This is a genomic window from Neobacillus niacini (genome assembly GCF_023715785.1).
Lineage (GTDB): Bacteria > Bacillota > Bacilli > Bacillales > Cytobacillaceae > Neobacillus > Neobacillus niacini_E.
Genome location: NZ_JAMBOX010000023.1, coordinates 1 through 26,596 on the forward strand (window position 1 = coordinate 1; position 26,596 = coordinate 26,596).

General features: G+C 44.4%; 24 protein-coding genes, 1 riboswitch and 1 other annotated feature. Of the genes, 20 read left to right on the forward strand and 4 right to left on the reverse strand.

The features are described from left to right. Positions 1-144: 144 nt before the first annotated feature. Positions 145-354 carry a small acid-soluble spore protein SspI gene (sspI, locus tag M3234_RS26040; RefSeq protein ID WP_262307469.1) on the reverse strand — a complete coding sequence of 70 codons (210 nt, stop codon included), beginning with the start codon at positions 352-354 and terminating at the stop codon, positions 145-147. A 119-nt stretch (positions 355-473) separates the two neighbouring features. On the opposite strand from sspI, the gene M3234_RS26045 reads away from it, so the two are divergent. From M3234_RS26045 to pheT, 3 genes are all read left to right on the forward strand, one after another. Continuing rightward, a complete protein-coding gene (locus M3234_RS26045) occupies positions 474-1,235 on the forward strand; it encodes a TrmH family RNA methyltransferase (protein ID WP_262307470.1) in 762 nt (253 codons plus the stop codon). A gap of 44 nt (positions 1,236-1,279) precedes the next feature. Next, positions 1,280-1,518 (forward strand) — a binding site (T-box leader). A gap of 52 nt (positions 1,519-1,570) precedes the next feature. Continuing rightward, entirely contained in the window at positions 1,571-2,608 is a 1,038-nt protein-coding gene (gene pheS / locus M3234_RS26050; RefSeq protein WP_262307471.1) for a phenylalanine--tRNA ligase subunit alpha, read from the forward strand. A gap of 14 nt (positions 2,609-2,622) precedes the next feature. Next, positions 2,623-5,037 (forward strand): phenylalanine--tRNA ligase subunit beta, encoded by a 2,415-nt coding sequence (gene pheT, locus M3234_RS26055; RefSeq protein ID WP_262307472.1) that lies wholly within the window; start codon positions 2,623-2,625, stop codon positions 5,035-5,037. A 44-nt stretch (positions 5,038-5,081) separates the two neighbouring features. On the opposite strand, the gene M3234_RS26060 is transcribed toward pheT, so the two are convergent. Both M3234_RS26060 and rnhC read right to left on the reverse strand, forming a co-directional pair. Beyond that, a complete protein-coding gene (locus M3234_RS26060) occupies positions 5,082-5,372 on the reverse strand; it encodes a 4a-hydroxytetrahydrobiopterin dehydratase (RefSeq protein ID WP_262307473.1) in 291 nt (96 codons plus the stop codon). Positions 5,373-5,385: 13 nt separating this feature from the next. Further along, entirely contained in the window at positions 5,386-6,354 is a 969-nt protein-coding gene (gene rnhC / locus M3234_RS26065) for a ribonuclease HIII (RefSeq protein ID WP_311315698.1), read from the reverse strand. Positions 6,355-6,460: 106 nt separating this feature from the next. Here rnhC and zapA point away from each other — a divergent pair, with 106 nt between their 5' ends. The 13 genes from zapA to M3234_RS26130 all read left to right on the forward strand — a co-directional run bounded on the left by zapA (position 6,461) and on the right by M3234_RS26130 (position 21,589). Next, positions 6,461-6,721, forward strand: coding sequence for a cell division protein ZapA (gene zapA / locus M3234_RS26070; protein WP_066311408.1), 261 nt, complete (start codon positions 6,461-6,463; stop codon positions 6,719-6,721). A gap of 6 nt (positions 6,722-6,727) precedes the next feature. Then, on the forward strand, positions 6,728-7,258 hold the full coding sequence (locus M3234_RS26075) for a CvpA family protein (RefSeq protein WP_262307474.1): 531 nt from the start codon (positions 6,728-6,730) through the stop codon (positions 7,256-7,258). 95 nt (positions 7,259-7,353) lie between these two features. After that, complete coding sequence (gene polX / locus M3234_RS26080; RefSeq protein WP_262307475.1) at positions 7,354-9,069, forward strand: DNA polymerase/3'-5' exonuclease PolX; 1,716 nt, start codon at positions 7,354-7,356, stop codon at positions 9,067-9,069. Between the two features lie 16 nt (positions 9,070-9,085). Then, positions 9,086-11,443 (forward strand): endonuclease MutS2, encoded by a 2,358-nt coding sequence (locus tag M3234_RS26085; RefSeq protein ID WP_262307476.1) that lies wholly within the window; start codon positions 9,086-9,088, stop codon positions 11,441-11,443. Between the two features lie 70 nt (positions 11,444-11,513). After that, the gene (locus tag M3234_RS26090; RefSeq protein ID WP_262307477.1) at positions 11,514-11,921 is read left to right on the forward strand and encodes a DUF350 domain-containing protein; all 408 of its coding nucleotides are present in this window, start codon (positions 11,514-11,516) and stop codon (positions 11,919-11,921) included. A gap of 370 nt (positions 11,922-12,291) precedes the next feature. After that, a complete protein-coding gene (locus M3234_RS26095; protein WP_262307478.1) occupies positions 12,292-13,995 on the forward strand; it encodes an AMP-binding protein in 1,704 nt (567 codons plus the stop codon). A gap of 192 nt (positions 13,996-14,187) precedes the next feature. Beyond that, a complete protein-coding gene (locus tag M3234_RS26100) occupies positions 14,188-14,778 on the forward strand; it encodes a TetR/AcrR family transcriptional regulator (RefSeq protein WP_262307479.1) in 591 nt (196 codons plus the stop codon). 19 nt (positions 14,779-14,797) lie between these two features. After that, positions 14,798-15,571, forward strand: coding sequence for an enoyl-CoA hydratase (locus tag M3234_RS26105; protein ID WP_262307480.1), 774 nt, complete (start codon positions 14,798-14,800; stop codon positions 15,569-15,571). Between the two features lie 125 nt (positions 15,572-15,696). Continuing rightward, the gene (locus tag M3234_RS26110; RefSeq protein WP_262307481.1) at positions 15,697-16,470 is read left to right on the forward strand and encodes an electron transfer flavoprotein subunit beta/FixA family protein; all 774 of its coding nucleotides are present in this window, start codon (positions 15,697-15,699) and stop codon (positions 16,468-16,470) included. A gap of 39 nt (positions 16,471-16,509) precedes the next feature. Continuing rightward, positions 16,510-17,487, forward strand: coding sequence for an electron transfer flavoprotein subunit alpha/FixB family protein (locus M3234_RS26115; RefSeq protein ID WP_262307482.1), 978 nt, complete (start codon positions 16,510-16,512; stop codon positions 17,485-17,487). Between the two features lie 294 nt (positions 17,488-17,781). After that, positions 17,782-18,096 carry a thioredoxin gene (gene trxA / locus M3234_RS26120; protein ID WP_066311459.1) on the forward strand — a complete coding sequence of 105 codons (315 nt, stop codon included), beginning with the start codon at positions 17,782-17,784 and terminating at the stop codon, positions 18,094-18,096. Positions 18,097-18,223: 127 nt separating this feature from the next. Beyond that, positions 18,224-19,999 (forward strand): excinuclease ABC subunit UvrC, encoded by a 1,776-nt coding sequence (gene uvrC, locus M3234_RS26125; protein ID WP_262307483.1) that lies wholly within the window; start codon positions 18,224-18,226, stop codon positions 19,997-19,999. A 68-nt stretch (positions 20,000-20,067) separates the two neighbouring features. Next, positions 20,068-20,245: riboswitch (Lysine riboswitch) on the forward strand. A 126-nt stretch (positions 20,246-20,371) separates the two neighbouring features. Beyond that, entirely contained in the window at positions 20,372-21,589 is a 1,218-nt protein-coding gene (locus M3234_RS26130) for an aspartate kinase (RefSeq protein WP_262307484.1), read from the forward strand. Between the two features lie 125 nt (positions 21,590-21,714). Here the strand turns inward: M3234_RS26130 and M3234_RS26135 are convergent, their stop codons facing one another. Continuing rightward, positions 21,715-22,167 (reverse strand): YslB family protein, encoded by a 453-nt coding sequence (locus M3234_RS26135; RefSeq protein ID WP_262307485.1) that lies wholly within the window; start codon positions 22,165-22,167, stop codon positions 21,715-21,717. Positions 22,168-22,587: 420 nt separating this feature from the next. Here M3234_RS26135 and M3234_RS26140 point away from each other — a divergent pair, with 420 nt between their 5' ends. The 4 genes from M3234_RS26140 to M3234_RS26155 all read left to right on the forward strand — a co-directional run bounded on the left by M3234_RS26140 (position 22,588) and on the right by M3234_RS26155 (position 26,482). Beyond that, positions 22,588-23,196 (forward strand): succinate dehydrogenase cytochrome b558 subunit, encoded by a 609-nt coding sequence (locus M3234_RS26140; protein WP_262307486.1) that lies wholly within the window; start codon positions 22,588-22,590, stop codon positions 23,194-23,196. A gap of 43 nt (positions 23,197-23,239) precedes the next feature. Next, positions 23,240-24,991 carry a succinate dehydrogenase flavoprotein subunit gene (gene sdhA / locus M3234_RS26145; RefSeq protein ID WP_262307487.1) on the forward strand — a complete coding sequence of 584 codons (1,752 nt, stop codon included), beginning with the start codon at positions 23,240-23,242 and terminating at the stop codon, positions 24,989-24,991. 22 nt (positions 24,992-25,013) lie between these two features. Next, positions 25,014-25,772, forward strand: a complete 759-nt coding sequence (sdhB, locus tag M3234_RS26150; RefSeq protein WP_285858795.1) for a succinate dehydrogenase iron-sulfur subunit — start codon at positions 25,014-25,016, stop codon at positions 25,770-25,772. Between the two features lie 128 nt (positions 25,773-25,900). After that, a complete protein-coding gene (locus tag M3234_RS26155; RefSeq protein WP_262307488.1) occupies positions 25,901-26,482 on the forward strand; it encodes a class D sortase in 582 nt (193 codons plus the stop codon). Positions 26,483-26,596 lie beyond the last annotated feature (114 nt).

A 26,596-nucleotide genomic window follows, 5' to 3' on the forward strand; every position in this document is an offset into this window, starting at 1 on the left:
AACGCCACAATTAACTCATGTTTTTCCTGTGCTGAGTAAACTCTTTTTGCCATAGAAAAAGCCCCCTAATAAAGTAAACAGATTTTTATTATTTCATCTGTCTACCTTATAGGGAGCATATCACCATGGATGGCTGGGGATTTTTTAATGCTTTAACCCGCTTTCGAGGGTGGTGAGCATCTCTTTTTTTTCGTCTTCGGATGAATGTTGCCAAATAATTTCAAATAAAACGCCCAGACCTGGCAGCATTTTTTCCTCGCCGCTTTGGATCGCGTCAACGATGGTATCCTGTAACTGATCCTGAGTATTATTGGAGACATTGTGAATAATCGCATTCCGTAAATTCAAGTTCATATTTGCACACTCCTTTTTAACCTGCATTTCTCTAATATCATTTCTATTTTTAGTTTTATTATGTATTTTAATTGGGCTATAATGTAAAAATCAGAGTAATTTTTAAAGGGGAAAAGGACTTGAAATATATCCAATCACTGCAAAATTCGCAAGTCAAACAATGGAAGAAGCTATTGACGAAAAAGGAACGTGACCGGTCAGGAACGTTTTTGGTCGAAGGCTATCATTTAGTGGAAGAAGCGCTAAAGCAACAGGAACAGGTTCTCGAGTTGATCATATCGGAAAAAACAGGACTGCCACCCCGTCTGGATGCCGGACAGACGCCGATTTATATGGTAACGGAGGAAATATCGGATTCGTTATCGGATACGGAGGCGCCGCAAGGAATTTATGCCGTCTGCAGGCAAACACGTCAAGAAGGTATGCTGCAGGATGCAAAAACCTTCCTTTTAATCGACGCGGTCCAGGACCCTGGGAATCTCGGCACGATGATTCGCACGGCCGATGCTGCTGGTATTGATGCTGTTGTAGTTGGCCGAGGCTCCGTTGATATCTACAATGGCAAGGTGCTTCGGTCCGCCCAGGGAAGCCATTTTCACCTGCCAATCATTCGGGGTGACCTTCATGAATGGACCGCAAAACTGAAGGGAAAAAATATTCCCGTTTACGGTACAGCACTTGAAGGGGCAACTGCATATACTGGTATTTCCACCGAAAATTCATTTGCCTTGATGGTCGGGAACGAGGGAAGCGGTATTAGCAAAGACTTGCTCGCCGAAACCACCGCCAACCTTTATATTCCGATTTACGGCAAAAGCGAATCATTAAACGTCGCTGTGGCAACAGGGATTCTGCTCTATTTTTTGAAAAATAAAATTTGAAACCCCGAAAATTTTATTATATAATAGTCAACAATGTTAATAATTCAAAGACGATGACGGAGAAAAGTATCCAGTCTGTCGACCATTTAGGGAGAAAGTGCCGCGACTGAAAGCACTTTTATGGGCGGGGCAGGAGAAGTTCACCTCCCGAGTTGGCATCGGGACCATTTTAAACAAAGTGTAAAGATGCCCCGGCATAAGCCGTTACCCGAATGAAGCGAACATTAGTATTATACATACGATGTTTACAAGGGTGGTACCGCGAATATACCTCGTCCCTTTTTGGGGGCGGGGTTTTTTATTTTTTTACATAATAAATTAAGGAGGAATTCATTATGCAAGAACGTTTAAGGGAATTGCAGCAAGAAGCGATTCAAAAAGTGGAACAGTCTGCAAGCTTAAAAGAATTAAATGACATCCGCGTTGCTTATTTGGGCAAAAAAGGCCCGATTACCGAGGTACTCCGCGGGATGGGCAAGCTTTCTGCCGAGGAGCGTCCGGTGATGGGCGCCCTTGCAAACGAGGTGCGGGAAGCGATTGCCGCCAAAATCGAGGCGAAGCAAAATGAGCTTGAGGAAGCCGCCGTTTTGGAAAAATTGGCCTCCGAAAGCATTGATGTGACACTGCCGGGACGTCCAACAAAAGTTGGCAATCAGCACCCATTAACGAAAATCATCGAGGAAATTGAAGACTTGTTTATCGGGATGGGCTATGAAATCGCCGAAGGTCCCGAAGTGGAACAGGATTATTACAACTTTGAAGCGCTGAACCTGCCGAAAGGCCATCCGGCCCGCGACATGCAGGACTCCTTCTACATCACGGAGGAAATTTTGCTGCGTACCCATACATCTCCGGTACAGGCGCGGACGATGGAAAAGCATCAAGGCAAAGGGCCAATCAAGATTATTTGCCCTGGTAAAGTGTATCGACGTGACAACGATGACGCAACCCATTCACACCAGTTCATGCAGATTGAAGGTCTAGTTGTCGGCGAGAACATTCGCATGAGTGACCTGAAAGGGACGTTAGAGGTGTTCGCGAAGAAAATGTTCGGCCAGGACCGGGAAATCCGGCTGCGTCCAAGCTTTTTCCCATTCACAGAGCCATCTGTTGAGATGGATATCTCTTGTAAGATGTGCGGCGGTCACGGCTGTAACGTCTGTAAGCATACCGGCTGGATTGAAATTCTAGGTGCAGGAATCGTTCATCCAAACGTGCTTGAAATGGCCGGCTATGACTCTAAGAAATATACCGGTTTTGCGTTCGGTATGGGACCTGAGCGGATTGCGATGCTGAAATATGGCGTTGACGATATCCGCCATTTCTATACAAATGATGTTCGTTTCTTAAAACAGTTCGCGGTGGAAGAATAGGAGGTTGACGTTAAATGTTTGTATCATATAAATGGCTTCAGGAATATGTCGATTTGACCGGAGTATCAGCGGCAGAACTGGCCGAAAAAATCACAAAAAGCGGAATCGAAGTAGAAGGCGTTGAAGTTCTGAATGAGGGGATCAAAGGTGTTGTGGTTGGTCACGTCGTTGTGCGTGAACAGCATCCAAATGCCGATAAATTAAGTAGATGCCAGGTTGATATTGGCGAGGGTGAGCCGGTGCAAATTATTTGCGGTGCGCCGAACGTCGCGCAAGGCCAAAAGGTTGCTGTCGCAAAAGTTGGTGCCGTACTTCCGGGCAATTTTAAAATAAAAAAGGCAAAGCTTCGCGGTGAAGAATCCAACGGGATGATTTGCTCACTGCAAGAGCTTGGCATGGAAGGAAAAATTGTTCCCAAGGAATACGCGGAAGGGATCTTTGTTTTTCCGGCAGATGCCGAGGTTGGAACGGACGCATTAGAACTATTAAACAGAGACGATGAGGTGCTCGAGCTTGGGCTAACGCCGAACCGTGCTGACTGCCTAAGCATGCTAGGAGTAGCTTATGAGGTTGCGGCCATTCTTGGCAGAGAAGTAAAACTTCCAGACACAGCCCTCGAGCCGATTTCTGAAAAAGCGGCGGATTATGTGGAAATCAATGTTGATGCAAAAGAAGATAGTCCGTTATATGTTGCCAAGATGATTAAAAATGTTAAAATCGGCCCGTCACCGCTATGGATGCAAACCAGATTAATGTCAGCGGGAATTCGTCCGCACAATAACGTTGTCGATATTACCAACTATATTCTGTTGGAATATGGCCAGCCGCTTCACGCATTTGATTATGATCGTTTAGGTTCGAAGGAGATCTTAGTCCGTCGTGCCAACGATGGCGAGAAATTCGTGACCCTTGATGACGTGGAACGTACGCTATCATCCGACCATTTAGTGATCACGAACGGAACCGAGCCCGTGGCTCTTGCTGGAGTAATGGGAGGAGCAAATTCCGAGGTGACATCCGATACAACAACGGTGTTACTGGAGGCTGCCTATTTTAACGGGGCAATTGTAAGAAAGGCATCCAAAGACCATGGTCTTCGCAGTGAGGCGAGCGCCCGGTTTGAAAAAGGCGTTGACCCGAACCGCGTTCGCGCTGCCGGCGAGCGTGCTGCTTACTTAATGGCAAAGTATGCCGGCGGAGAAGTATTGGAAGGCGAAGCTGTTGCGGATACATTAACAGTTGAACCGGCAGTCGTTTCCGTCACGCTTGAAAAAATTAACCGCGTGCTTGGCACTGATTTAACGATGAAAGACGTTGAAGAAATTTTTGCCCGCCTGCAATTTGAAACGTCAGTTGAGGACGATACGATTACTGTTACAGCACCGACACGCCGCGGCGATATTAAGATTGAAGAAGATTTGATTGAGGAAGTGGCGCGGCTTTATGGCTATGATAACATTCCAAAAACATTGCCAATCGGCTCGTCAACTCCGGGTAAATTATCAGAGTACCAAAAGAAACGCCGCGTGGTTCGGGCATATCTTGAGGGTGCCGGTCTGTACCAAGCGGTGACTTATTCCTTAACAAGCGAGGAGAAGGCTGCGCAATTTGCTTTAGAAAAACGTGATACAATCCACTTGGCGATGCCGATGAGTGAAGACCGCAGCATCTTGCGTTTAAGCATTCTACCGCAGCTGTTGGAGGTTCTTAAGTACAACAATGCCCGACAAAATGACAGTTTGGCTGTTTACGAAACAGGAAATATCTTTTTAGCAAATGGCAAGGATGCCCTTCCAGAAGAAAGAGAACATCTGGCCGCCGCAATCACCGGTCTTTGGCACTCTCATTCCTGGCAAGGGGAGAAGAAGCCGGTTGACTTCTTTGTGTTAAAAGGGATTCTAGAAGGCATGTTTGCTAAGCTTGGCTTGACTGAGCGCGTGACTTACGTTCAGGCGCAGGTTGACGGCATGCATCCGGGGCGTACGGCAGAAATCCTGCTCGACGGCGAAAAAATCGGCTTTGCCGGCCAGCTTCATCCAAGCGTCCAAAAGGGACTTGATCTAAAGGATACTTACGTATTCGAGCTATCGCTAAAAGCAGTTCTTGGTGCCGAAACAGAGGCGTTGAAATATCAAGCCATTCCGCGCTACCCGTCAATCACAAGAGACATTGCCCTTGTGGTTAACAGAGAAACGGTGTCAGGCACCTTGTGGGAAATTATTACAAATACAGGTGCGCCGCTGTTGAAGGAAGCGACTGTCTTTGACCTATATGAGGGTGATAAGATGGAGGCAGGCAAGAAGTCGCTTGCGTTTTCGCTGAAGTATATGGATCCGGAGCGGACATTGACGGATGAAGAGGTAACGAAGGTTCACAATCGTGTTCTGGCTGCGTTAGAGGAGCAGGCAGGAGCGGTTTTAAGAGGCTAAAGACAGAAGGAGTATCCCCGCTTGATAGGGATATTCCTTTGTTGTTAGTTATGCTTTTCGTAAAGGGCATCATATTGTTTCGCTAAGGCGATGTCCAAATCGGTTATTCCTCCGGCATGCCAGGAGGTAAGTTTCAAAGTGACCATTTTATAATCAATGGAAATGAACGGGTGATGGTTTTTCACTTCAGACAGATTTGCTATAGAGTTTACAAACGCGACCCCTGTTAAAAATTCTTTGAATCGATATTTCTTCATAATAAATTTTTCGTCCAATTTCCAGCCGCTCAAGCCTGCAACTTCGTTCGAAATTTCTTCATCGGTCAGTCTCCTCATCCCATTTCACCTCTTAGTTTCTTTTTTTATATACCAACTTCTCCGCTTTTTCGGTGTTCGCAAAGTGGAGTTTAACAAACGCTGGCAGCGCATCCCTGCCTTTTTTCATAATCAGCTTGGCTGCGGCCTCATCAACTTGGGACCCGGCACCCTTAGGGATTCTAAAACCGGCAGCTTCGCTCATCTGATCAATATATTGAATAAAGGCATAACGAGCAAGAATACTGGCGGCGGCTACGGCTAAGTGGATCCCCTCGGCCTTGGTGCTAAAATAAACATTTTCCCGGGCGACGGCCTTTTGCCCGCGCAAGTGTTGAAAATACGTACTTTCCTGAACAAATTGGTCAATTAAAATACCATCCGGCTTTTCCGGGGCAATCTTCTCCAGCACCTTCAAGATAGCCTGGTTATGAAGAAATGCTTTCATTTTCCCCTGTGACATTCCCGCCCCTTGTACCTGATTATATTTTTCGTTTTTCAAGGTCATCAGGCTGAAGGGTACAACATTTTTGATTGCTTTGGCGATTTCCACAATTTTTTCATCATTTAAATCCTTTGAATCTTTTACGCCAATTTCCTTAAGCCAAGGAATATCCGTTTTTCTGACATAGGCGGCGACAACAGTAATCGGGCCGAAAAAGTCTCCGGTACCGACTTCATCCGAGCCGATCACCGACCAGTCACTAAACCCGGCCGGAAGCCCGCTGCCCGCCGCCGTTTTGACTTTGGCCAAACTGGATGACTTTTTGCCGCCCGGAATTGCCGCAGAAGTGCCATTGGGGGAACTCCATTTCCCTGCTTCTTTCTCACAATCACTCCCTTGAAACAATACCTTGCCGGACTTATAGGCGGTGATCATGCAACCCGGGGTTTTTGCCGCAAACACCCCGCCCGTTGGAGTTTTATCGACTAAAAATCTTTTGTAATATTCCTGCATACCTAAAATCTTGTTCATTTCCAAAACCAAAACGACATTTCCCACAACAAAGCACCACATTTCTATTAAATATAATCATTGTTATAACTTTTCGACTTCAATATTTTCGTGTTATGATATAGTGTAGGATTCTTTGAAAGGGGCATTTACGTTGTCAAATACACAGAAAAATAGACTAACCGTTGATATTTACGGTCAACCATATGTTATTTTAGGTACTGAAAGTCCCAGTCATATCCGCCATGTAGCGGCGCTGGTCAACGATAAAATGCGAGAAATCAATTCCAAGAATCCTGGGCTGGATGTAAATAAACTCGCGGTTTTAACTGCGGTTAACGCAGTTAATGATTATCTTAAAATGAAAGAAGAACTAGAACGACTAATGATAGAATTACAAAAAGAAAAGGACTAAGTGATTATGTTGGATTTGGCAATTTTATTATTTCTGATTATCGGATTTTTTGTAGGCCTTAAAAGAGGGTTCATCCTGCAGCTGGTTCATTTAATAGGTTTTATTATTGCATATATTGTGGCATATATGTACTATGAAGATTTCGTGCCCAGGCTGATGCTGTGGATTCCCTACCCCAACTTTGGAGAAGGCACCATATTAAAGATTCTAACAGATTCAAGCAACACGGAAATGGCATTTTACCGGGCAATTTCGTTTGTCATTATCTTTTTTGCGGTTAAAGTGCTGCTGCAAATTATCGGGTCGATGTTTGACTTCATTGCACATTTGCCGGTTCTAAAACAGCTGAATTTTTGGGCAGGCGGACTTTTAGGCTTCCTGGAAGTTTATTTTATTATTTTTATTGTAATATACATCGCCGCCTTAATTCCAATAGAACTTTTTCAAACTGCACTGGATGAATCCTTTATGGCCGAGACCATGGTGAAATATACCCCCATCCTTTCGCAGCAAATTAATGACTGGTGGATTCAATAATCCTGCGTAAACTTCTCTCGGGCAGAGAAGTTTTTCTATTAATGTCAAAACTCGGGTAAAATAAAAATGCTAACCGAAGGGGCGGGTAGATTGATATGGAAGTGAATAAAAAAGAAGTAATCCGTTTATTGGAAACCATTGCGATTTATATGGAATTAAAGGGTGAGAACCCGTTTAAGGTTTCGGCATTCCGCAAGGCCGCTACAGCGCTTGAGATGGACGAACGGACACTGCCAGAAATTGAAGACTTCACCACGCTTTCCGGAATTGGCAAAGGTACGGCGGCCGTAATGGTAGAATACATAAAGGAAGGCAGCTCTTCGGTACTGAACGAACTGAAGCAGGAAGTGCCTTCAGGGTTAATCCCGCTGCTGCAAATTCCGGGTCTTGGCGGCAAAAAAATCGCCAAGCTTTATAAGGAGTTAGGGATTACCGATGCCGGCAGTTTGAAAGAAGCATGTGAGGAAGGCAAGGTCCAAACTCTCGCCGGTTTTGGTAAAAAAACCGAGGAAAAAATTCTCGCCGCCATTGCCAATGTCGGAACGAGGCCAGAGCGGCTTCCGCTTGCCTATATGCTGCCAATTGCGGAGCAAATCGAAGCGATGCTTTCAGTCATGCCGGGAGTGCGGCGCTTTTCGCGGGCCGGCAGTCTTAGAAGAATGAGAGAAACGATCAAAGACCTCGATTTTATTATCGCCACCACTGAGCCGCAAACGGTTCGTGAGCAGCTTTTAAAAATATCTACTATAAAAGAGGTAATTGGCGCCGGCGATACAAAGGTGTCGGTTACACTGGATTTAGATTTTGATATATCCGTTGATTTCCGATTGGTCAAGCCGGAGGAGTTTATTAACACTCTCCATCATTTTACCGGCTCAAAGGACCATAATGTCCGGATGAGGCAGTTGGCCAAGGAACGCGGCGAAAAAATTAGTGAGTACGGCGTCGAAAATACAGAAACGGGCGAAATCCGTACGTTCGAATCAGAGGAAGAATTTTTCAAGCATTTTGACCTTCCGTTCATTCCCCCGGAGGTCAGGGAGGACGGCAGGGAAGTCGACATGTTCTCTGCATCAGAAGGATTGATTGAGCTCGAAGACATCAAAAGCGACCTCCATATGCATACCACCTGGAGCGACGGTGCCCACTCTCTCGAAGAAATGGCGGAAGCCTGCCGCGCTAGAGGATATCAATATATGGCGATTACCGACCATTCGCAATATTTAAAAGTAGCCAATGGACTGACCCGTGAACGGCTGTTAAAACAAAAGGAAGAAATCAGAAAGTTAAATGAAAAATATGATGATTTTTTAATACTATCAGGTATCGAAATGGATATTTTGCCGGATGGCAGCCTGGACTTTGAGGATGACCTGCTGGCCGAGATGGATTTTGTCATCGCCTCAATCCATTCCGCCTTTACCCAGCCGGTCGATAAAATCATGGAGCGTCTTAAAACCGCATTAATGAATCCCCATGTCGATTTGATCGCCCATCCAACCGGCCGAAAAATTGGCCGCCGGGACGGGTATCCGGTAGATATGGATTTGTTGATTGAGTTGGCCAAAGAAACAAACACCGCCTTGGAATTAAACGCCAATCCGAACCGGCTGGATTTGGCGGCTGAGCACTTGAGAAAGGCGCAGGAAGCCGGCGTGAAAATCATGATTAACACCGATGCACATCGCATAGAAACATTAAAGCATATGGAAATTGGCGTTTCAGCTGCCAAAAAGGGCTGGATTAAAAAATCAACTGTGTTAAACGCACTTGATAAACAGGAACTGCTTAATTTTTTGCATAATCGATAAAAGGAGGCTCGCCCTCATGCATGAACGGGTTTTAAAAGTATTGGAATTTACCAAGGTCAGGGAGCAGCTGCTGGACCATGCGGCATCCTCGCTTGGTAAGGATAAAATAAAAAATATGGTTCCGTCGCCTGACTTTGAGGAAGTGGTCAAGCTCCAGGCAGAAACGGACGAGGCAGCAACGGTATTGCGTATTAAAGGGCATGTCCCGTTATCGGGAATCCATGACATTCGCGCACATGTCAAACGCTCGGTAATCGGCGGTGTTTTAAGCCCGCATGAACTAGTGCAGATTGCCAGCACGATTCATGCCAGCCGCCAAATCAAACGGTTTATTGAAGAGATTGCCGAAGAACGGACCGAGATTCCGATCTTACAAGAACAGGTCGGTCAAATCATTCCGCTTACGAACCTAGAGCAGACCATTAAAATGGCGATTGATGAAAATGGTGAAGTATTGGACGGAGCAAGCGATCTCCTTCGCTCATTAAGACACCAGCTTCGTTCAAATGAGGCGCGGGTCCGGGAGAAGCTAGAAAGTATGATTCGCTCATCCAGCGCCCAGAAAATGCTGTCAGATGCGATTATTACAATTCGCAATGACCGCTTTGTCATTCCCGTCAAGCAGGAATATCGCGGCCACTATGGCGGGATTATTCATGACCAAAGTGCTTCCGGCCAAACATTATTCATCGAGCCACAGGTGATTGTGCAGCTGAATAACCAGCTTCAGGATATCCGCGTGAAAGAACAGCTGGAAATTGACCGGATCTTGGCCGAGTTATCGGCGGATGCTGCCCAACACGCAAATGAACTGCAAGTAATCGTTGAGGTTATGGCAAATTTGGATTTTATTTTTGCTAAAGCACGTTATGGAAAAAAAATAAAAGCAACAATGCCTGCAATGAACAACGAAGGAAGAATTGCGCTTTATAAGGCAAGGCATCCGTTAATCCCGATGGATGTAGTCGTAGCCAATGATATTATGCTCGGTAAGGATTACACGACTATTGTTATCACCGGACCAAACACCGGAGGGAAGACGGTCACATTGAAAACGCTCGGTTTATGTACGTTGATGGCCCAGGCCGGACTTCAGGTCCCGGCTCAGGACGGGTCAGAACTGGCGGTATTTGATGCGGTTTACGCCGATATAGGCGATGAACAATCGATTGAGCAGAGTCTCAGTACCTTCTCTTCCCACATGGTTAACATTGTCGATATCTTAGAGCGGGTTGATTTTAATAGCCTGGTATTATTTGATGAACTGGGTGCCGGTACCGACCCGCAGGAAGGGGCAGCCCTGGCGATCTCGATATTGGATGAAGTTTATAGGCGAGGAGCAAGGGTGGTGGCAACAACTCACTATCCGGAATTAAAGGCATATGGCTATAACCGAGAGGGCGTGCTCAATGCCAGTGTCGAATTTGATGTCGAAACACTTAGCCCAACCTATAAATTGTTGCTGGGAGTTCCGGGACGGAGCAATGCCTTCGAAATCTCTAAAAGGCTGGGATTGAATGAACGGGTGATTCAGGCAGCCCGCTCTCATGTCAGCGAGGACACGAATCAAATTGACAAAATGATTGCCTCGCTTGAAGAAAGTAAGCGACAGGCAGAACTCGAGCAGCAGGAAGCCCGTGATTTTTTGAAGCAGGCCGAAAAGCTGCATAAAGATTTACAGAAGCAAATGGTCGATTTTTACGAGAAAAAGGATTCCATGCTTGAAAAGGCTGCGGAAAAGGCAGAGGAAATCGTCGAAGAGGCCAAGAAAGAAGCGGAAGGCGTGATTCGCGACCTTCGCAAGATGCGGACCGAAAAGCATGCCGACATCAAGGAGCATGAGTTGATTGAAGCCAAACGGCGCCTTGAGTCAGCTACACCTGAAGTGAAAAAATCCGCTCAGCCACTTCAGAAAAAATCTAAAAAGCATCAATATACTCCGGGGGATGAGGTGAAGGTACTCACCTTTAACTCTAATGGGATCTTGCTGGAGCAAGTGTCGAACAATGAATGGCAGGTTCAGATCGGGATATTAAAGATGAAGGTAAAGGAAAAGGATTTAGAATATATCGATTCGCCAAAACAGGTAGCAACAAATCCGCTTACGATTGTAAAAGGCAGGGACAGCAATGTGAAACTGGAGCTTGACCTGCGCGGGGAGCGGTACGAGGATGCACTGTTAAAGGTGGAGAAATATATTGATGATGCCCTGCTTGCCAACTACGCGCGTGTTTCGATTATCCATGGTAAAGGGACAGGTGCACTGCGTCAAGGAGTTCAGGAATATTTAAAAAACCACCGATCTGTCAAGAAAATCCGCTTTGGAGAAGCTGGGGAAGGCGGTTCAGGGGTTACCGTTGTGGAGTTTAAATGATAACTTGCTGAATTACGAGCCGATGGGACGGAGACTAGGCAAGTAAATTCGCTTTATGGGGAGAGTAGGCATGGATCAGTTTTGGGAAAATGAGTATATTCAAATTGCTGCCGATTATAGTGTCGTAATCTTATGTTTGATCGTCTTTCTAGCCGTGTTTGAGATTGTGACAAAATATAAAAATTGGGAAGAAATAAAGAAGGGTAATGTGGCGGTCGCGATGGCCACCGGCGGCAAGATTTTTGGGGTGGCCAATATATTCCGCTATTCAATTGAAGACCATGACACCCTCCTATCCATGATTGGCTGGGGAGTTTATGGCTTCGTGCTGCTGTTGGCCGGATATTTTATCTTTGAATTTTTGACGCCAAAGTTTAAAATTGATGAAGAAATCCAAAATGATAATCGGGCGGTCGGTCTGATTTCGATGATCATCTCCATCGGGTTATCGTATGTGATTGGGGCAGGAATTTCATAAGGGGAGAACGTTAGTGGAAACATTGGCAAAAGTACTTTTTGGATTGTGCGGCCTGTTTTTACTGGTCGGCATCATTTATATGGTATTCTTCGCATAAATATTGGAAAACACCGTCGATTATACTCGGCGGTGATTTTTTTTACTCAAAAACTTGTCCCAATCGTTTGATTGAAATAATGAAATGGTACAGGCATTTAATATAAACACTGTTAATAAACTAGATATACTACACAAATTTTTTTATCTATAGACAGTAGGTACTAAATCATACAAAAATTAGGAGCCTTTATTGTTAATTGTCAATTTCTGTATTATAATTGTGGTGAATGTTGGAAATTTTTAAAAAAGTTGCAATAAAAGGGGGTAAATTATGTCAGAGTCAAAATTGTGGTTGAAACATTATCCTGAAGAAATACCTGCAACACTCGACTACTCCTTAGAACCAGTGCAAAAGTATCTTGAAATAACAGCCAAGAATTATCCTGAAAAAATTGCTCTTCATTTCATGGGGAAAGAAATGACCTTCAAACAACTTTATGAAGATGCATTAAGCTTTGCAGGGTACCTTCAGGGAACCCTTGGAATTAAAAAAGGTGACCGTGTCGCCATCCTGCTGCCGAACAGCCCGCAAAATGTAATCGCTTTTTTTGGCATATTGCTGGCAGGAGGGGTTGTAGTTGAAACCAATCCATTATATACCGAACGTGAGCTTGAACATCAAATGAAGGATTCAGGCGCAATCGCCATTATCACCCTAGACATACTTTATCCGCGTGTTTCCAAAGTCATGCCGCAAACCGATTTAACTCACATCATCGTTACCTGCATAAAAGACTTCTTGCCATTTCCGAAAAACCTCGTTTATCCTTATATTCAGAAAAAGCAATATGGAATTGTCGTTAAAGTAAAACATGAAGGCCATACACATTTACTTACAGAGATCTTGAAGTGGAAGCAGAAAAAATTAATACAGCGTGATTACAACCTTGAGGAAGACATCTGTTTGCTGCAGTATACAGGCGGGACAACAGGACTACCGAAGGGGGTTATGCTGACTCATAGAAATATCATTGCCAACACCACGGCTAACGGTGCTTGGCTTTATAAATGCAAACCTGGTGAGGAAGTTGTCTTGGGGATCCTGCCTTTTTTCCATGTGTATGGCCTGACAACCGTGATGATCTTGTCGATTATGATAGCAGCAAAATTAGTGTTAATGCCAAAATTTGATGCGCTCGATACATTAAAGACGATTGAAAAACAGCGTCCGACCTTATTCCCGGGAGCGCCGACGATTTTTATCGGCCTGTTGAACCATCCTGATTTGAAAAAATATGATTTATCATCGATCAATGCTTGTATCAGCGGTTCTGCAGCGCTGCCACAAGAGGTACAGGAGAAGTTTGAGTCTATCACGGGTGGAAAGCTGGTTGAAGGCTATGGGTTGTCAGAAGCATCTCCGGTCACCCATTCTAATTTCTTGTGGGGAGAACGTGTGAAGGGCAGTATTGGGGTGCCATACCCAGATACGAATGCCAAGGTCGTTTCACCAGAAACGGGAGAAGAAATGCCGTTAAAGGAAATTGGCGAAATCATCATTAAAGGCCCGCAAGTCATGAAGGGCTATTGGAACCGTCCGGAAGCAACGAAAGAGGTATTGAAAGATGGCTGGCTTTATACGGGTGATTTGGGTTATATGGATGAAAATGGATATTTCTACGTGGTTGATCGCAAAAAGGATATGATTATCGCGGGGGGGTATAATATTTATCCGAGAGAGATAGAAGAAGTATTATATGAACATCCGGATGTAGTCGAAGCAGTCGCTGCCGGAATTCCTGACCCATACCGCGGCGAAACCGTTAAAGCCTACATTGTGTTAAAGGATGGTTCGGCTGTTACCGCTGACGAAATGAACAAATTTGCCAGAAAATATCTGGCAGCCTATAAGGTACCAAGACAATACGAATTCAGAAGTGAACTGCCCAAAACGGCCGTCGGCAAAATATTAAGACGGATGCTGGTAGAGGAGGAACTGCAAAAACTAGAGAATGAGAGTAAAAAACATGCTTAGCAGCTAAGAAGACTTGGCCCTTATTTTTTTTGATAAAAAAGGGTTGTCTCATTAAAATTGTGAAAATGATAGGAAGAAGTATTTCTTGACAGAAATACGTATAATAATTAATATAAAAATATGAATGATGATTCATTCATATTTTTCTTTTTATTTATGAGATTGATTTTTTTCTTCAAAGGCGGGATTGCAGTGAAAAAATTGAGACCAAAATACATGCAAATTATTGATGCAGCAGTGGTTGTAATCGCCGAAAACGGTTACCACCAGGCCCAGGTTTCAAAAATTGCCAAGCAGGCTGGAGTGGCCGATGGCACCATTTATCTTTATTTTAAAAACAAAGAAGACATCCTAATCTCTCTCTTTGAAGAAAAAATGGGACAATTTGTTGAAAATATAGAGGTAAAAACAGCAGGAAAACGGACGGCGGCGGAGAAGTTATTAATGATGATTGAAACTCACTTCCAACTCCTGTCAGAGGATATTCACATGGCGGTTGTAACTCAGCTGGAATTGCGCCAGTCGAACAAGGAGCTGCGCTTGAAAATAAACGCTGTCCTTAAAGGATATTTGCAGCTTATCGACAAGATCCTTATGGAAGGCATGGAAAATGGGGAGTTTTCAAGTGATCTTGATGTTCGCTTAACAAGACAAATGATTTTTGGGACAATCGATGAAATTCTCACATCATGGGTCATGAGCGAACAAAAGTTTAATTTGGTCGCAATGGCACCCAAAGTCCACAGTCTTTTGTTAAACGGGCTGGGAAGCTGTCAGCGATAAAGGATAAGGAGGGAATGGATTGGATTATTTAAAATGGTCAAGTGAGGGAAGCGTCGCAGTGATCACGCTGGAGCGTCCCCCGGCAAATGCTCTTTCAAACGGTCTGTTACGGGAGTTATCTGCCGTCCTGGATGAAGTGGAGCCTAACCGGGAGCTAAGGGTTGTTGTCATTCATGGGGAGGGCCGCTTTTTCTCGGCAGGTGCCGATATTAAGGAATTTACTACAGTTGGCTCTTCTGATGATTTTTCAAAGCTGGGTTCGTTTGGACAAGATTTATTCGACAGGATGGAGAAATTCCCTAAACCGATCATTGCCGCGATTCACGGTGCGGCCCTTGGCGGCGGCTTGGAGCTGGCAATGGCCTGCCATATTCGCCTTGTAAGCGAAACCGCCAAACTTGGTTTACCTGAATTGCAGCTCGGGTTAATTCCGGGATTTGCCGGAACCCAGCGTCTGCCAAGATATGTTGGTGTGGCAAGAGCGGCGGAAATGATGTTTACTTCCGAACCAATCACAGGATTGGAAGCGGTTCAATATGGTCTTGCGAACCACGCATATCCGGAAGCAGAGGTTTTGGAGCAGGCCTTAAAGCTTGCAAACAAAATTGCCAAGAAGAGTCCTGTCGCCATAAAAGCGGCTATCGAACTAGTAAACTATGCAAAAACGAAAGAGTTTTACGAAGGAACCAAACGGGAAGCCGAACTGTTCGGCCAGGTGTTTGGCTCAAATGATGCAAAAGAGGGCATCCAAGCCTTTATTGAGAAAAGGGTGCCAAATTTTAAAGGTGAATAAACTTCACATGGCACCGTGCTGAGCATCCGCTCGGGGCCGTTGAAGCTTATATATTTTTTTAAGAAAAATATTCTTAATTTTTCAAACTGAAAAAATGTTTGAATATCTAGGAGGGAACCCTGACCATGAACATTTATGTGTTAATGAAAAGAACCTTTGATACGGAAGAAAAAATCAGTCTTTCCGGCGGCAAAATCAATGAGGATGGCGCCGAATTCATCATCAATCCTTATGACGAGTATGCGATTGAAGAAGCGATCCAAGTCCGCGATGCCAATGGCGGTGAAGTGACTGTCATTTCTGTCGGCAATGAAGACACTGAAAAGCAGCTTCGTACTGCACTTGCAATGGGCGCTGATAAAGCTGTTCTAATCAATACCGAAGATGATGTGGAGAACGGCGACCAATTTACAACAGCTAAAATCCTTGCTGAATACTTAAAGGATAAAGAAGTGGACCTTATTTTAGGTGGAAATGTTGCCATCGATAATGCTTCCGGCCAGGTTGGACCTCGTGTTGCCGAGCTGCTGGATATTCCTTATGTAACGACGATTACTAAGCTTGAAATTAATGGCACCAGCGTAATGGTTACACGTGACGTAGAGGGTGATTCCGAAGTAATCGAAACAAGCTTGCCATTATTAGTGACAGCACAACAAGGATTAAACGAGCCGCGCTATCCTTCTTTACCGGGTATTATGAAGGCGAAGAAGAAGCCGCTTGAGGAACTGGAACTGGATGATCTTGATCTTGAAGAAGATGATGTTGAAGCAAAAACAAAAACGATTGAAATCTATCTGCCGGCTAAAAAAGAAGCGGGGAAGGTCCTATCAGGCGATTTGGCTGACCAAGTGAAGGAGCTTGTTCACCTGCTGCACACTGAAGCTAAAGTCATTTAATCGGTTTTCATAATAATTGTTTCCAGGAGGTATACACATATGTCAAGAAAAGTATTGGTACTCGGAGAAGTTCGTGACGGATCCTTACGTAATGTATCTTTCGAAGCAGTTGCTGCAGCAAAAACAGTAGCAGAAGGCGGAGAAGTTGTCGGTGTTTTAATTGGTGATGCAGTAAGCAGCCTAGGTGTGGAGCTGGTGAAATATGGCGCCGACCGCGTAGTGGTTGTTGAAGAAGAAAAATTAAAGCAATATACGTCTGATGGATATTCTCAAGCTTTGTTGGCTGTTGTGGATCAAGAGCAGCCTGAAGGCCTGGTATTCGGACATACTGCATTGGGTAAAGACCTGTCTCCAAAAATTGCTGCCAAGCTTGGGTCCGGTTTGATTTCTGATGCAACTGCAGTAGAAGTCGCTGGCGGTAATGTTGTGTTCACACGTCCGATTTACTCCGGTAAAGCGTTTGAGAAGAAAATCGTGACCGATGGGTTAATTTTTGCAACGGTTCGTCCAAATAACATTGCACCGCTTGAAAAAGATGAAAGCAGAACTGGGGAAGTCTCTTCCCTTTCCGTAGAAATCAAAGACCTTCGCGCCATCATTAAAGAAGTGGTACGAAAAGCAACCGAAGGCGTTGACTTAAGTGAAGCGAAAGTCGTTGTTTCCGGCGGACGCGGTGTCAAGAGTGAAAAAGGCTTTGCTCCACTTAAAGAATTGGCGGACGTATTGGGAGGTGCCGTAGGTGCTTCCCGCGGTGCCTGTGACGCTGAATATTGCGATTACTCGCTGCAAATTGGCCAAACAGGTAAGGTTGTAACACCTGACCTCTATATCGCTTGCGGCATTTCCGGTGCCATCCAGCACCTTGCCGGCATGTCCAATTCCAAAGTCATCGTGGCCATTAACAAGGACCCTGAAGCAAACATCTTCAAGGTGGCCGATTACGGCATCGTCGGTGACCTGTTCGAAGTGGTGCCAATGTTGACGGAAGAGTTTAAAAAGCTGAAAGTTCACCAATAATAAGAAAAGCGGAAGCGCCTTGACCAGGGGCGACAGGCATAAGACGAGCCGGCGAGAAGGTTGCTCTTTAACCTTCTTGACGGATTGGCTTATGACCCCGAGCCCCTAGGCGCTGTAGCTGGCCAATAATATAGGGGCGAGCGGAACAGTTCCGCTCGCTTTTATCATGGCTTTTGCATAGAATAGTTACGGGTAAAAAGGGAAAATTATTTGCGAGACAGATTATTAGCGTGTAAATGCTAACAATGTTATACTTTCGTTAGTATTTAAGTTATTTTTTAGGAGGTCAATAAAATGGCTATTGCACACTTAACCGATCAAAATTTCACTGCTGAAACAGGCTCAGGCACTGTTCTGGTAGATTTCTGGGCACCATGGTGCGGACCTTGTAAAATGATTGCACCTGTATTGGAAGAGCTTGACGCAGAATTGGGCGAAAAAATTAGAATTACAAAGCTTGATGTGGATGAAAATCCGCAAACAGCCGCTAACTTTGGCGTCATGAGCATTCCGACTTTGTTGGTATTTAAAAATGGCGAAGTCGTTGACAAGGTTGTCGGCTTCCAGCCAAAAGACGCATTGGCAAGCGTTCTGCAAAAACACATTTAAGTTGTGTACACAAACCTCAGCATTGGGCTGGGGTTTATTTTTTTTACCTGTAAACTCCTACTTCCATAAAGAGAATTAATGCTATAAAATTTAAAGATAACCATTTGACGGAGAGGAGCCGGCATTTATGAATGAAATAATCAAACAGAAGCTGACACTACTGCCCGACCAGCCTGGCTGCTACTTAATGAAAGACCGTCAGGGAACCATTATTTATGTCGGGAAAGCAAAAGTCTTAAAAAACCGCGTCCGTTCCTACTTCACCGGATCGCATGACGGCAAAACATTTAGGCTTGTGAATGAAATCGAAGACTTTGAGTATATTGTTACTTCATCCAATATTGAAGCACTGCTTTTGGAATTAAACCTGATTAAAAAATATGATCCAAAATATAACGTCATGCTCAAGGATGATAAGACCTACCCGTTTATTAAACTGACGGCAGAACGTCATCCCAAGCTGATTATTACCAGGAAAGTCAAAAAGGACAAGGGAAAATACTTTGGACCTTATCCGAATGTGGGAGCAGCAAATGAAACTAAAAAACTGCTCGATCGGATTTATCCGCTGCGCAAATGTTCAACCCTGCCTGACAGGGTCTGCCTGTATTACCATTTGGGCCAGTGCCTGGCACCATGTGTCAATCAGGTGGAGGAAGAGCAGTATAAACAGATGACCGATGAGATTTCCCGGTTTTTAAACGGCGGCTATAAAGAAATTAAAAAGGAATTATCGGAAAGAATGACGGCGGCTGCCGAAGAACTCGATTTTGAGCGGGCCAAAGAATATCGCGATAAAATCGTCCATATTGAAACAATTATGGAAAAGCAAAAAATCACGATGACTGATTTTACTGACCGCGATGTATTTGGCTATGCGGTCGATAAAGGCTGGATGTGCGTCCAAGTCTTTTTTGTCCGCCAAGGCAAGCTGATAGAACGCGATGTTTCGATGTTCCCGGTTTACAATGAACCGGAGGAAGAAATCCTGACGTTCCTTGGCCAATTTTATCAACAGTCCAATCACTTTAAGCCGAAGGAAATACTGATTCAAGACGATGTTGATTTGCAGATGGCGGAACAGCTGCTGGAAGTAAAGATTCTCCAGCCGCAACGCGGGCAAAAAAAGGACCTCGTCAAAATGGCGATAAAAAATGCAAAAATTGCGTTGACGGAAAAGTTCTCTCTAATTGAAAAAGATGAAGAGCGAACCATCAAGGCTGTCGAAAACCTGGGCGAGGCGATTGGCATCTATACGCCGCATCGGATTGAGGCATTTGACAACTCCAATATTCAAGGAACCGACCCTGTTTCGGCGCTGGTGGTATTTATCGATGGGAAACCGAATAAACGGGAATATCGCAAATATAAGATTAAGTCTGTTAAAGGGCCGGATGATTACGAATCGATGCGGGAAGTGACGAGAAGAAGATACTCTCGGGTGTTAAAGGAGAATTTGCCGCTGCCTGACTTGATTATTATCGACGGTGGTAAAGGCCATGTCGAGGCAGTCCGCGATGTCCTGGAAAATGAGTTGGGCTTGGACATCCCGCTTTCCGGCTTGGTGAAGGATGAAAAGCACCGGACATCACAGCTTTTGTATGGGAATCCACTGGAGATTGTTCCTTTGGCGCGAAACAGCCAGGAATTTTACCTGCTGCAGCGAATTCAGGACGAGGTGCACCGGTTTGCGATCACCTTCCATCGACAAACCCGAGGAAAAACTGCATTTCAGTCAATACTGGATGATATCCCTGGAATCGGCGAAAAGCGAAAAAAACAGCTGCTAAAGGAGTTTGGCTCTGTCAAAAAGATGAAGGAAGCGACCTTGGAAGAATTCAGGGCAGCCGGACTTCCGCTTCCCGTCGCTGAAGAATTAATGAAAAAACTACAGTCACAGTGATTGTCAGTAAAAACAGGCTATGCTATAATAAGTTGAAAATTTAATAATCTATCACTTTTATGCGTTAAAGTGAAGGTAGAGGTGCGAGCTTCAAGAGTAAAGGTCCGGAGAAGAATGAGCTTCAAGGATGGGCTTTGAAAGGGGATGTTCGCCGAAGTAGAGAAAGGCTCATAGCTTTTTCTGCTGGTTCTGTATTGAATAAATGCAGGATTGTCAGGACTTCGGTCTTGGAGAGCTATCTTTTATTGTTTGCACAGGAATCTATTTTTTTGTGTTTAGTTAAGCAATGAGAGACTCTCTCATTGCTTTTTTGTGTTTTTTAAGAGTAAAAGCAAAAGATAGCTAAGAGGAAAACTGAAAGTAGGGGAAGAGATGGGTTTAATTGTACAGAAATTTGGCGGAACATCCGTTGGCAGCATTGAACGAATTTTAAATGTTACCGAGCGTATACGTGAAGAAACTGTGAGGGGAAATCAGGTTGTTGTAGTCGTCTCGGCTATGGGAAAAACGACTGATCAGCTTGTAGGTATGGCGAAGGAACTTTCACCGCAGCCAAATAAGCGGGAAATGGATATGCTGCTCTCGACTGGCGAGCAGGTGACGATCGCGCTGCTGTCGATGGCATTAAATGCGAAAGGGCTTCCGGCTGTCTCTTTTACTGGCTGGCAAGCAGGCATTGAAACTGAACCGATCCATGGCAATGCCAGAATTTCCAACATCAAAACGGAATCAATCAGGGAGCAGCTTGATGCAGGCAAGGTTGTCATCGTTGCAGGGTTCCAAGGAATAACGGAAGACGGTGAAATTACTACGCTAGGGCGCGGTGGGTCAGATACCACAGCCGTTGCACTTGCAGCCGCATTAAAAGCAGATAAGTGTGATATCTATACGGATGTGACCGGCGTGTATACAACCGACCCACGGTACATAAAGGACGCGCGTAAATTGCTATCCGTTTCCTATGATGAAATGCTGGAGCTTGCCAATCTTGGCGCGGGCGTGCTGCATCCTAGAGCGGTGGAGTTTGCCAAGAACTATGAGGTCCGCCTGGAGGTTCGGTCAAGTATAGAAAAAACAGAAGGTACAGTAATTGAGGGGGAAGCATCGATGGAACAAAATTTAGTTGTCCGTGGAGTCGCGTTTGAAGATGAAATTACAAGGGTGACAGTGCTCGGACTTACCAACTCGTTAACAAGCTTGTCGACAATTTTTACGACATTGGCAAGAAATCATATTAACGTGGATATTATTATTCAAAGTACAACTGAAGCTGGAACTGCCAATCTGTCGTTCTCGATTCACACCAATGATTGGCTCGAAACCTTAAATGTTCTCGAAGAAAACAAGGAGTTGCTGGGTTATGAGCAGCTTGATGCCGAAAACAAGCTTGCGAAGGTTTCAATTGTCGGATCCGGAATGATTTCCAATCCGGGAGTAGCCGCGCAAATGTTCGAGGTCCTTGCGTCCCACAACATCCCAATCAAAATGGTAAGCACCTCCGAAATCAAAGTCTCAGCAGTCGTCGAAGAAAAACACATGCTCCCAGCAGTCGAGGCACTGCACAAAGCATTCGAACTAGGCAATCAATAAAAATCAAAAATGGTGTCAGGCACCACTTGTGGACAAATGTCCTTGTGCGGCGGACGTAGTTGTCCGCCGTACAAGGACATTTTCGGGATTTTGTCTTTTTGTGGTGCCTGACACCAAATTCCAAATTATGGTTGGTCTTTCCGGTCCCACTTGACGGTAAAGAGAACTTTGTTGGATTTTTTGATTGGGTGCTCGAAGGTTTCGGCAATGGCATCCTTCTGTTGTTCGATTTGCTGGGCAAGGAAGCCTGCTTCGAGCTGGAAGAAGTGTTCTGCTTTTGCTTTGACTCGGGAGACAATGAGCGGGCTTTCGAGCTCTAGTTCCAGGACATTTTTTGTTTCATTTTTAATGGCCAGCTCTCCCCAAGAGGCCTTGGTGAAGAATTCAATAATTAGTTCCATGGTTTCCAACGGATATTTTCGTGCAAGACGTTTACCGGCCCAATATAAAATTTCAGGTGTATCTTTTCCTAGAATCTCGGGCAGCAGGACTTCTCTAATTAGTTCATAACCAAACATCGAGATGCTTCTTGGTTCCAATGTAATTGCATCTTGATCTGCAACAGGACTATTTTTCATACGTTTCCCCACTTTCTATCATTCTATTATATACAATTTGGGGCGAATTTCAGTACCGGTTTACCCGAGAAAGCGTTTACATTGAAAATGGAATTTTTTACTATGGTAAAATACCTTCCATTTTTTATCGTCATAATTATCATTGCCAATTGAGGGGTAATTTCATTAAGTAAAATGTTGGCAATTAAAAAGTAAAATCCACAAGCACCTCGGTTCGGAGAGATTTGTTTTCGACTCTATTATAATATCAATATATTTAAAAAATTTTATTTTTTCTATCGTATTTATGTATCCGTTTCCTTGACGCTCTATGATGTTGGGAGTAAAATGGACATGTCACATAATTGTCACAGTGTTGTAGGTTTTGGGGGATTTATGAAACCTAACAGCATTTTTTTAAAACTTAAAGGGGGTAAATCAATGGCGGGGAATCGCGAATTTTTTAATCGGAGATTGCATTCGCTGCTCGGGGTCATTCCGATTGGGCTATTTCTTTTGCAGCACCTTACAGTGAACCACTTCGCAACAGATGGTGTGGATGCCTTCAACAAGGCAGCAAACTTTATGGGGAATCTTCCATTCCGTTATGTCCTAGAGACAGTAGTAATCTATTTACCATTGCTTTTTCATGCAATCTATGGGCTGTATATCGCATTTACAGCAAAAAACAATGTTAGCAGATTTGGACATTTCAGAAACTGGATGTTCCTAGTGCAGCGTATTACAGGCGTTATTACTCTTATATTTATTACTTGGCATGTTTGGGAAACTCGTGTAGCTGCGGCATTTGGGGCAGAAGTCAACTTCCAAATGATGCAGGATATTTTATCTTCGCCATTAATGTTTGCATTTTATGTAGTCGGAATACTTTCGGCCATTTTCCATTTTGCAAACGGACTATGGTCATTCTTGGTTAGCTGGGGCATCACGCAATCTCCGCGTTCACAAGCCATTTCTACATATTTTACAATGGCGGTTTTTGTTCTTCTTTCGATTGTAGGAATACAGACTTTGTTGGCATTTGTTTAAAAAATTTGGCCAATCTAGGATTTGGATTAGGGAGTGAGTCAGAATGAGTAAGGGTAAGGTGATCATCGTTGGCGGCGGATTGGCCGGCTTGATGGCAACAATTAAAGTTGCGGAGCACGGAACACCTGTAGAATTGTTTTCGCTGGTTCCTGTTAAGCGCTCTCACTCTGTTTGTGCCCAGGGCGGTATTAATGGAGCAGTAAATACAAAAGGTGAAGGGGATTCCCCGTGGATCCACTTTGATGATACGATTTATGGCGGAGATTTCTTGGCGAACCAGCCTCCTGTTAAAGCAATGTGTGAGGCGGCACCGGGCATTATTAATCTATTTGACCGGATGGGTGTTATGTTTAACCGTACGCCGGAAGGACTACTAGACTTCCGTCGTTTCGGAGGCACTCAGCACCACCGTACAGCGTTTGCCGGCGCTACAACAGGTCAGCAATTGCTTTACGCTTTGGACGAGCAAGTACGCCGACATGAGGTAGAAGGCCTTGTTACCAAATATGAGGGCTGGGAGTTCCTTGGCGCTATTGTAGATGATGAAGGCGTCTGCCGCGGAATTGTCGCTCAAGACTTGAAAACAATGGAAATCAAATCATTTGCTGCTGATGCAGTTATCATGGCAACCGGCGGACCTGGGATTATTTTTGGAAAATCGACGAACTCGGTCATTAACACTGGTTCTGCTGCTTCCATCGTCTATCAGCAGGGTGCCTATTATGCAAACGGTGAGATGATTCAAATTCACCCAACCGCTATCCCTGGGGATGACAAATTGCGTCTGATGAGTGAATCGGCACGTGGTGAAGGCGGCCGTGTATGGACCTACAAAGACGGCAAACCTTGGTACTTCCTTGAAGAAAAATACCCGGCATACGGAAACCTTGTACCACGGGATATTGCAACACGTGAAATTTTCGATGTCTGCGTTAACCAAAAACTTGGCGTAAACGGCGAAAACATGGTATTCCTTGATTTATCCCATAAGGATCCGCATGAATTGGATGTAAAGCTTGGCGGAATTATTGAGATTTATGAAAAATTTGTTGGTGATGACCCGCGTAAAGTTCCAATGAAGATTTTTCCTGCTGTTCACTATTCAATGGGCGGACTATGGGTTGACTATGAACAAATGACAAACATACCGGGGCTATTTGCTGCCGGGGAATGCGATTACTCTCAGCACGGTGCAAACCGTTTAGGAGCCAACTCCCTTCTTTCTGCCGTATACGGCGGAATGGTGGCAGGACCGAATGCAGTTAATTATATTAATGGTCTTGAAAAAAGTTCCGATGCCGTTGCTTCTACTGTTTTTGACCGCCATGTTAAAGAACAGGAAGAAAAGTGGAATAACATTATGTCTTTAAATGGTACTGAAAACGCCTATGTTCTCCATAAAGAGTTGGGCGAATGGATGACAGATAACGTTACCGTTGTGCGTTTCAATGATAAGCTTTTAAAAACAGATGATAAAATTCAAGAGCTTATGGAACGCTATCAAAATATTAACATCAATGACACATCCAAATGGAGCAACCAAGGAGCGGCATTTACAAGACAGCTGCAAAACATGCTTCAATTGGCACGGGTTATTACGCTTGGTGCATACAACCGTAATGAAAGCCGCGGTGCTCATTATAAACCTGAATTCCCTGAACGTAATGATGAGGAATTCATGAAGACAACAATGGCTAAATTTGTTGATGCTAAATCTGCTCCGGCCTTCCATTATGAAGATATCGATGTTTCCTTGATCAAACCGCGGAAGCGCGATTATACAACAAAACACTAAAGGGAAAGGGGAGTAGACAATTATGGCTGAAAAAACAGTGAAATTTATTATACAACGTCAGGATAACGAGAATTCTGCCCCTTATGAGGAGGAATTTGAAGTTCCATATCGCCCGGGTATGAACGTTATTTCGGCATTAATGACGGTTCAGAGAAACCCAGTCAATGCAAAAGGACAAGCTACAAGCCCAGTCACTTGGGATATGAACTGTCTTGAAGAGGTTTGCGGTGCGTGTTCGATGGTGATTAATGGCAAGCCGCGCCAATCTTGTTCGGCACTTGTCGACCAATTAGAGCAGCCAATCCGTTTGGCGCCAATGCGGACATTCCCGGTTGTCCGCGACCTGCAGGTTGACCGCAGCCGTATGTTTGATGCGTTGAAGAAGGTTAAAGCTTGGATTCCAATTGACGGAACCTACGACTTGGGGCCTGGGCCGCGTATGCCTGAGAAAAAACGTCAGTGGGCATATGAGCTTTCCAAATGTATGACTTGCGGCGTCTGCCTTGAGGCATGCCCGAACGTCAACAGCAAATCCAATTTTATCGGACCACAGCCATTATCGCAGGTTCGTTTGTTCAATGCCCATCCAACTGGTGCGATGAATAAAGCGGAACGCCTTGAAACGATTATGGGTGAAGGCGGCCTTGCCAACTGCGGTAACTCGCAAAACTGCGTTCAATCCTGCCCGAAAGGGATTCCGTTGACTACCTCCATCGCAGCCTTGAACCGTGAAACGACCATTCAAGCGTTCCGTAACTTCTTCGGAAGCGATCAGGACTAATACAAAACAAAATCCTTCTTTTTCATACGTGAAAAGGAAGGTTTTTTGTATCTTTACGATAGGCTGTACATGTATTGTTTGTTATACTATTAGTAACAATGCCAATATGTAAAAGGTAGGTCCAAAAGGTGAAATCGAAATTTCCTCTTTTCATTATTTTAATAGGTTTAATTGTACTTGGAATTGGTATTTGGCAAATCATCGATACCAAAATGCAAACGAATGCTTCCCTTGAGACAGCCAAGAAACTGGTAAAAGCGAATGCCTCTAATCCTGAGAAAGCCCAAACTTTCTCGGAAACACCACCGGACTTCGGTGACGCTGTAGGCATCCTGGATATTCCAAAAATTAAGGCAGAACTTGCCATCATTGAAGGGACGGATCCGGATGATCTGGAAAAAGGCGTCGGCCATTACAAAGGGTCTTTTTTTCCTGGCGATCATGGTCAAATCGTTTTATCTGGGCATCGGGACACGGTATTCAGGCGATTGGGAGAACTTAAAATAGGTGATTCATTAAATATGCAAATGCCATATGGGAATTACACTTACGAAATTACCCACACTAAAATCGTCAAAGCAGATGATACTAGCATTATCACGCTGCAAAACGAAGAGGAAGAGTTAATCTTAACCACCTGTTATCCGTTTCGTTATGTTGGAAATGCGCCTGACCGGTATATTATTTATGCGAAATTGAAAAGCTCCTAGACAGAAGGGGCTTTTTCATTTTTTTAACGTGTTTTTATCCTTTTTAAAAAATCATCTTCCTCAAGTAATTATAGTCACTACCTATGCATATTTCACATATGATATGGTGACTAA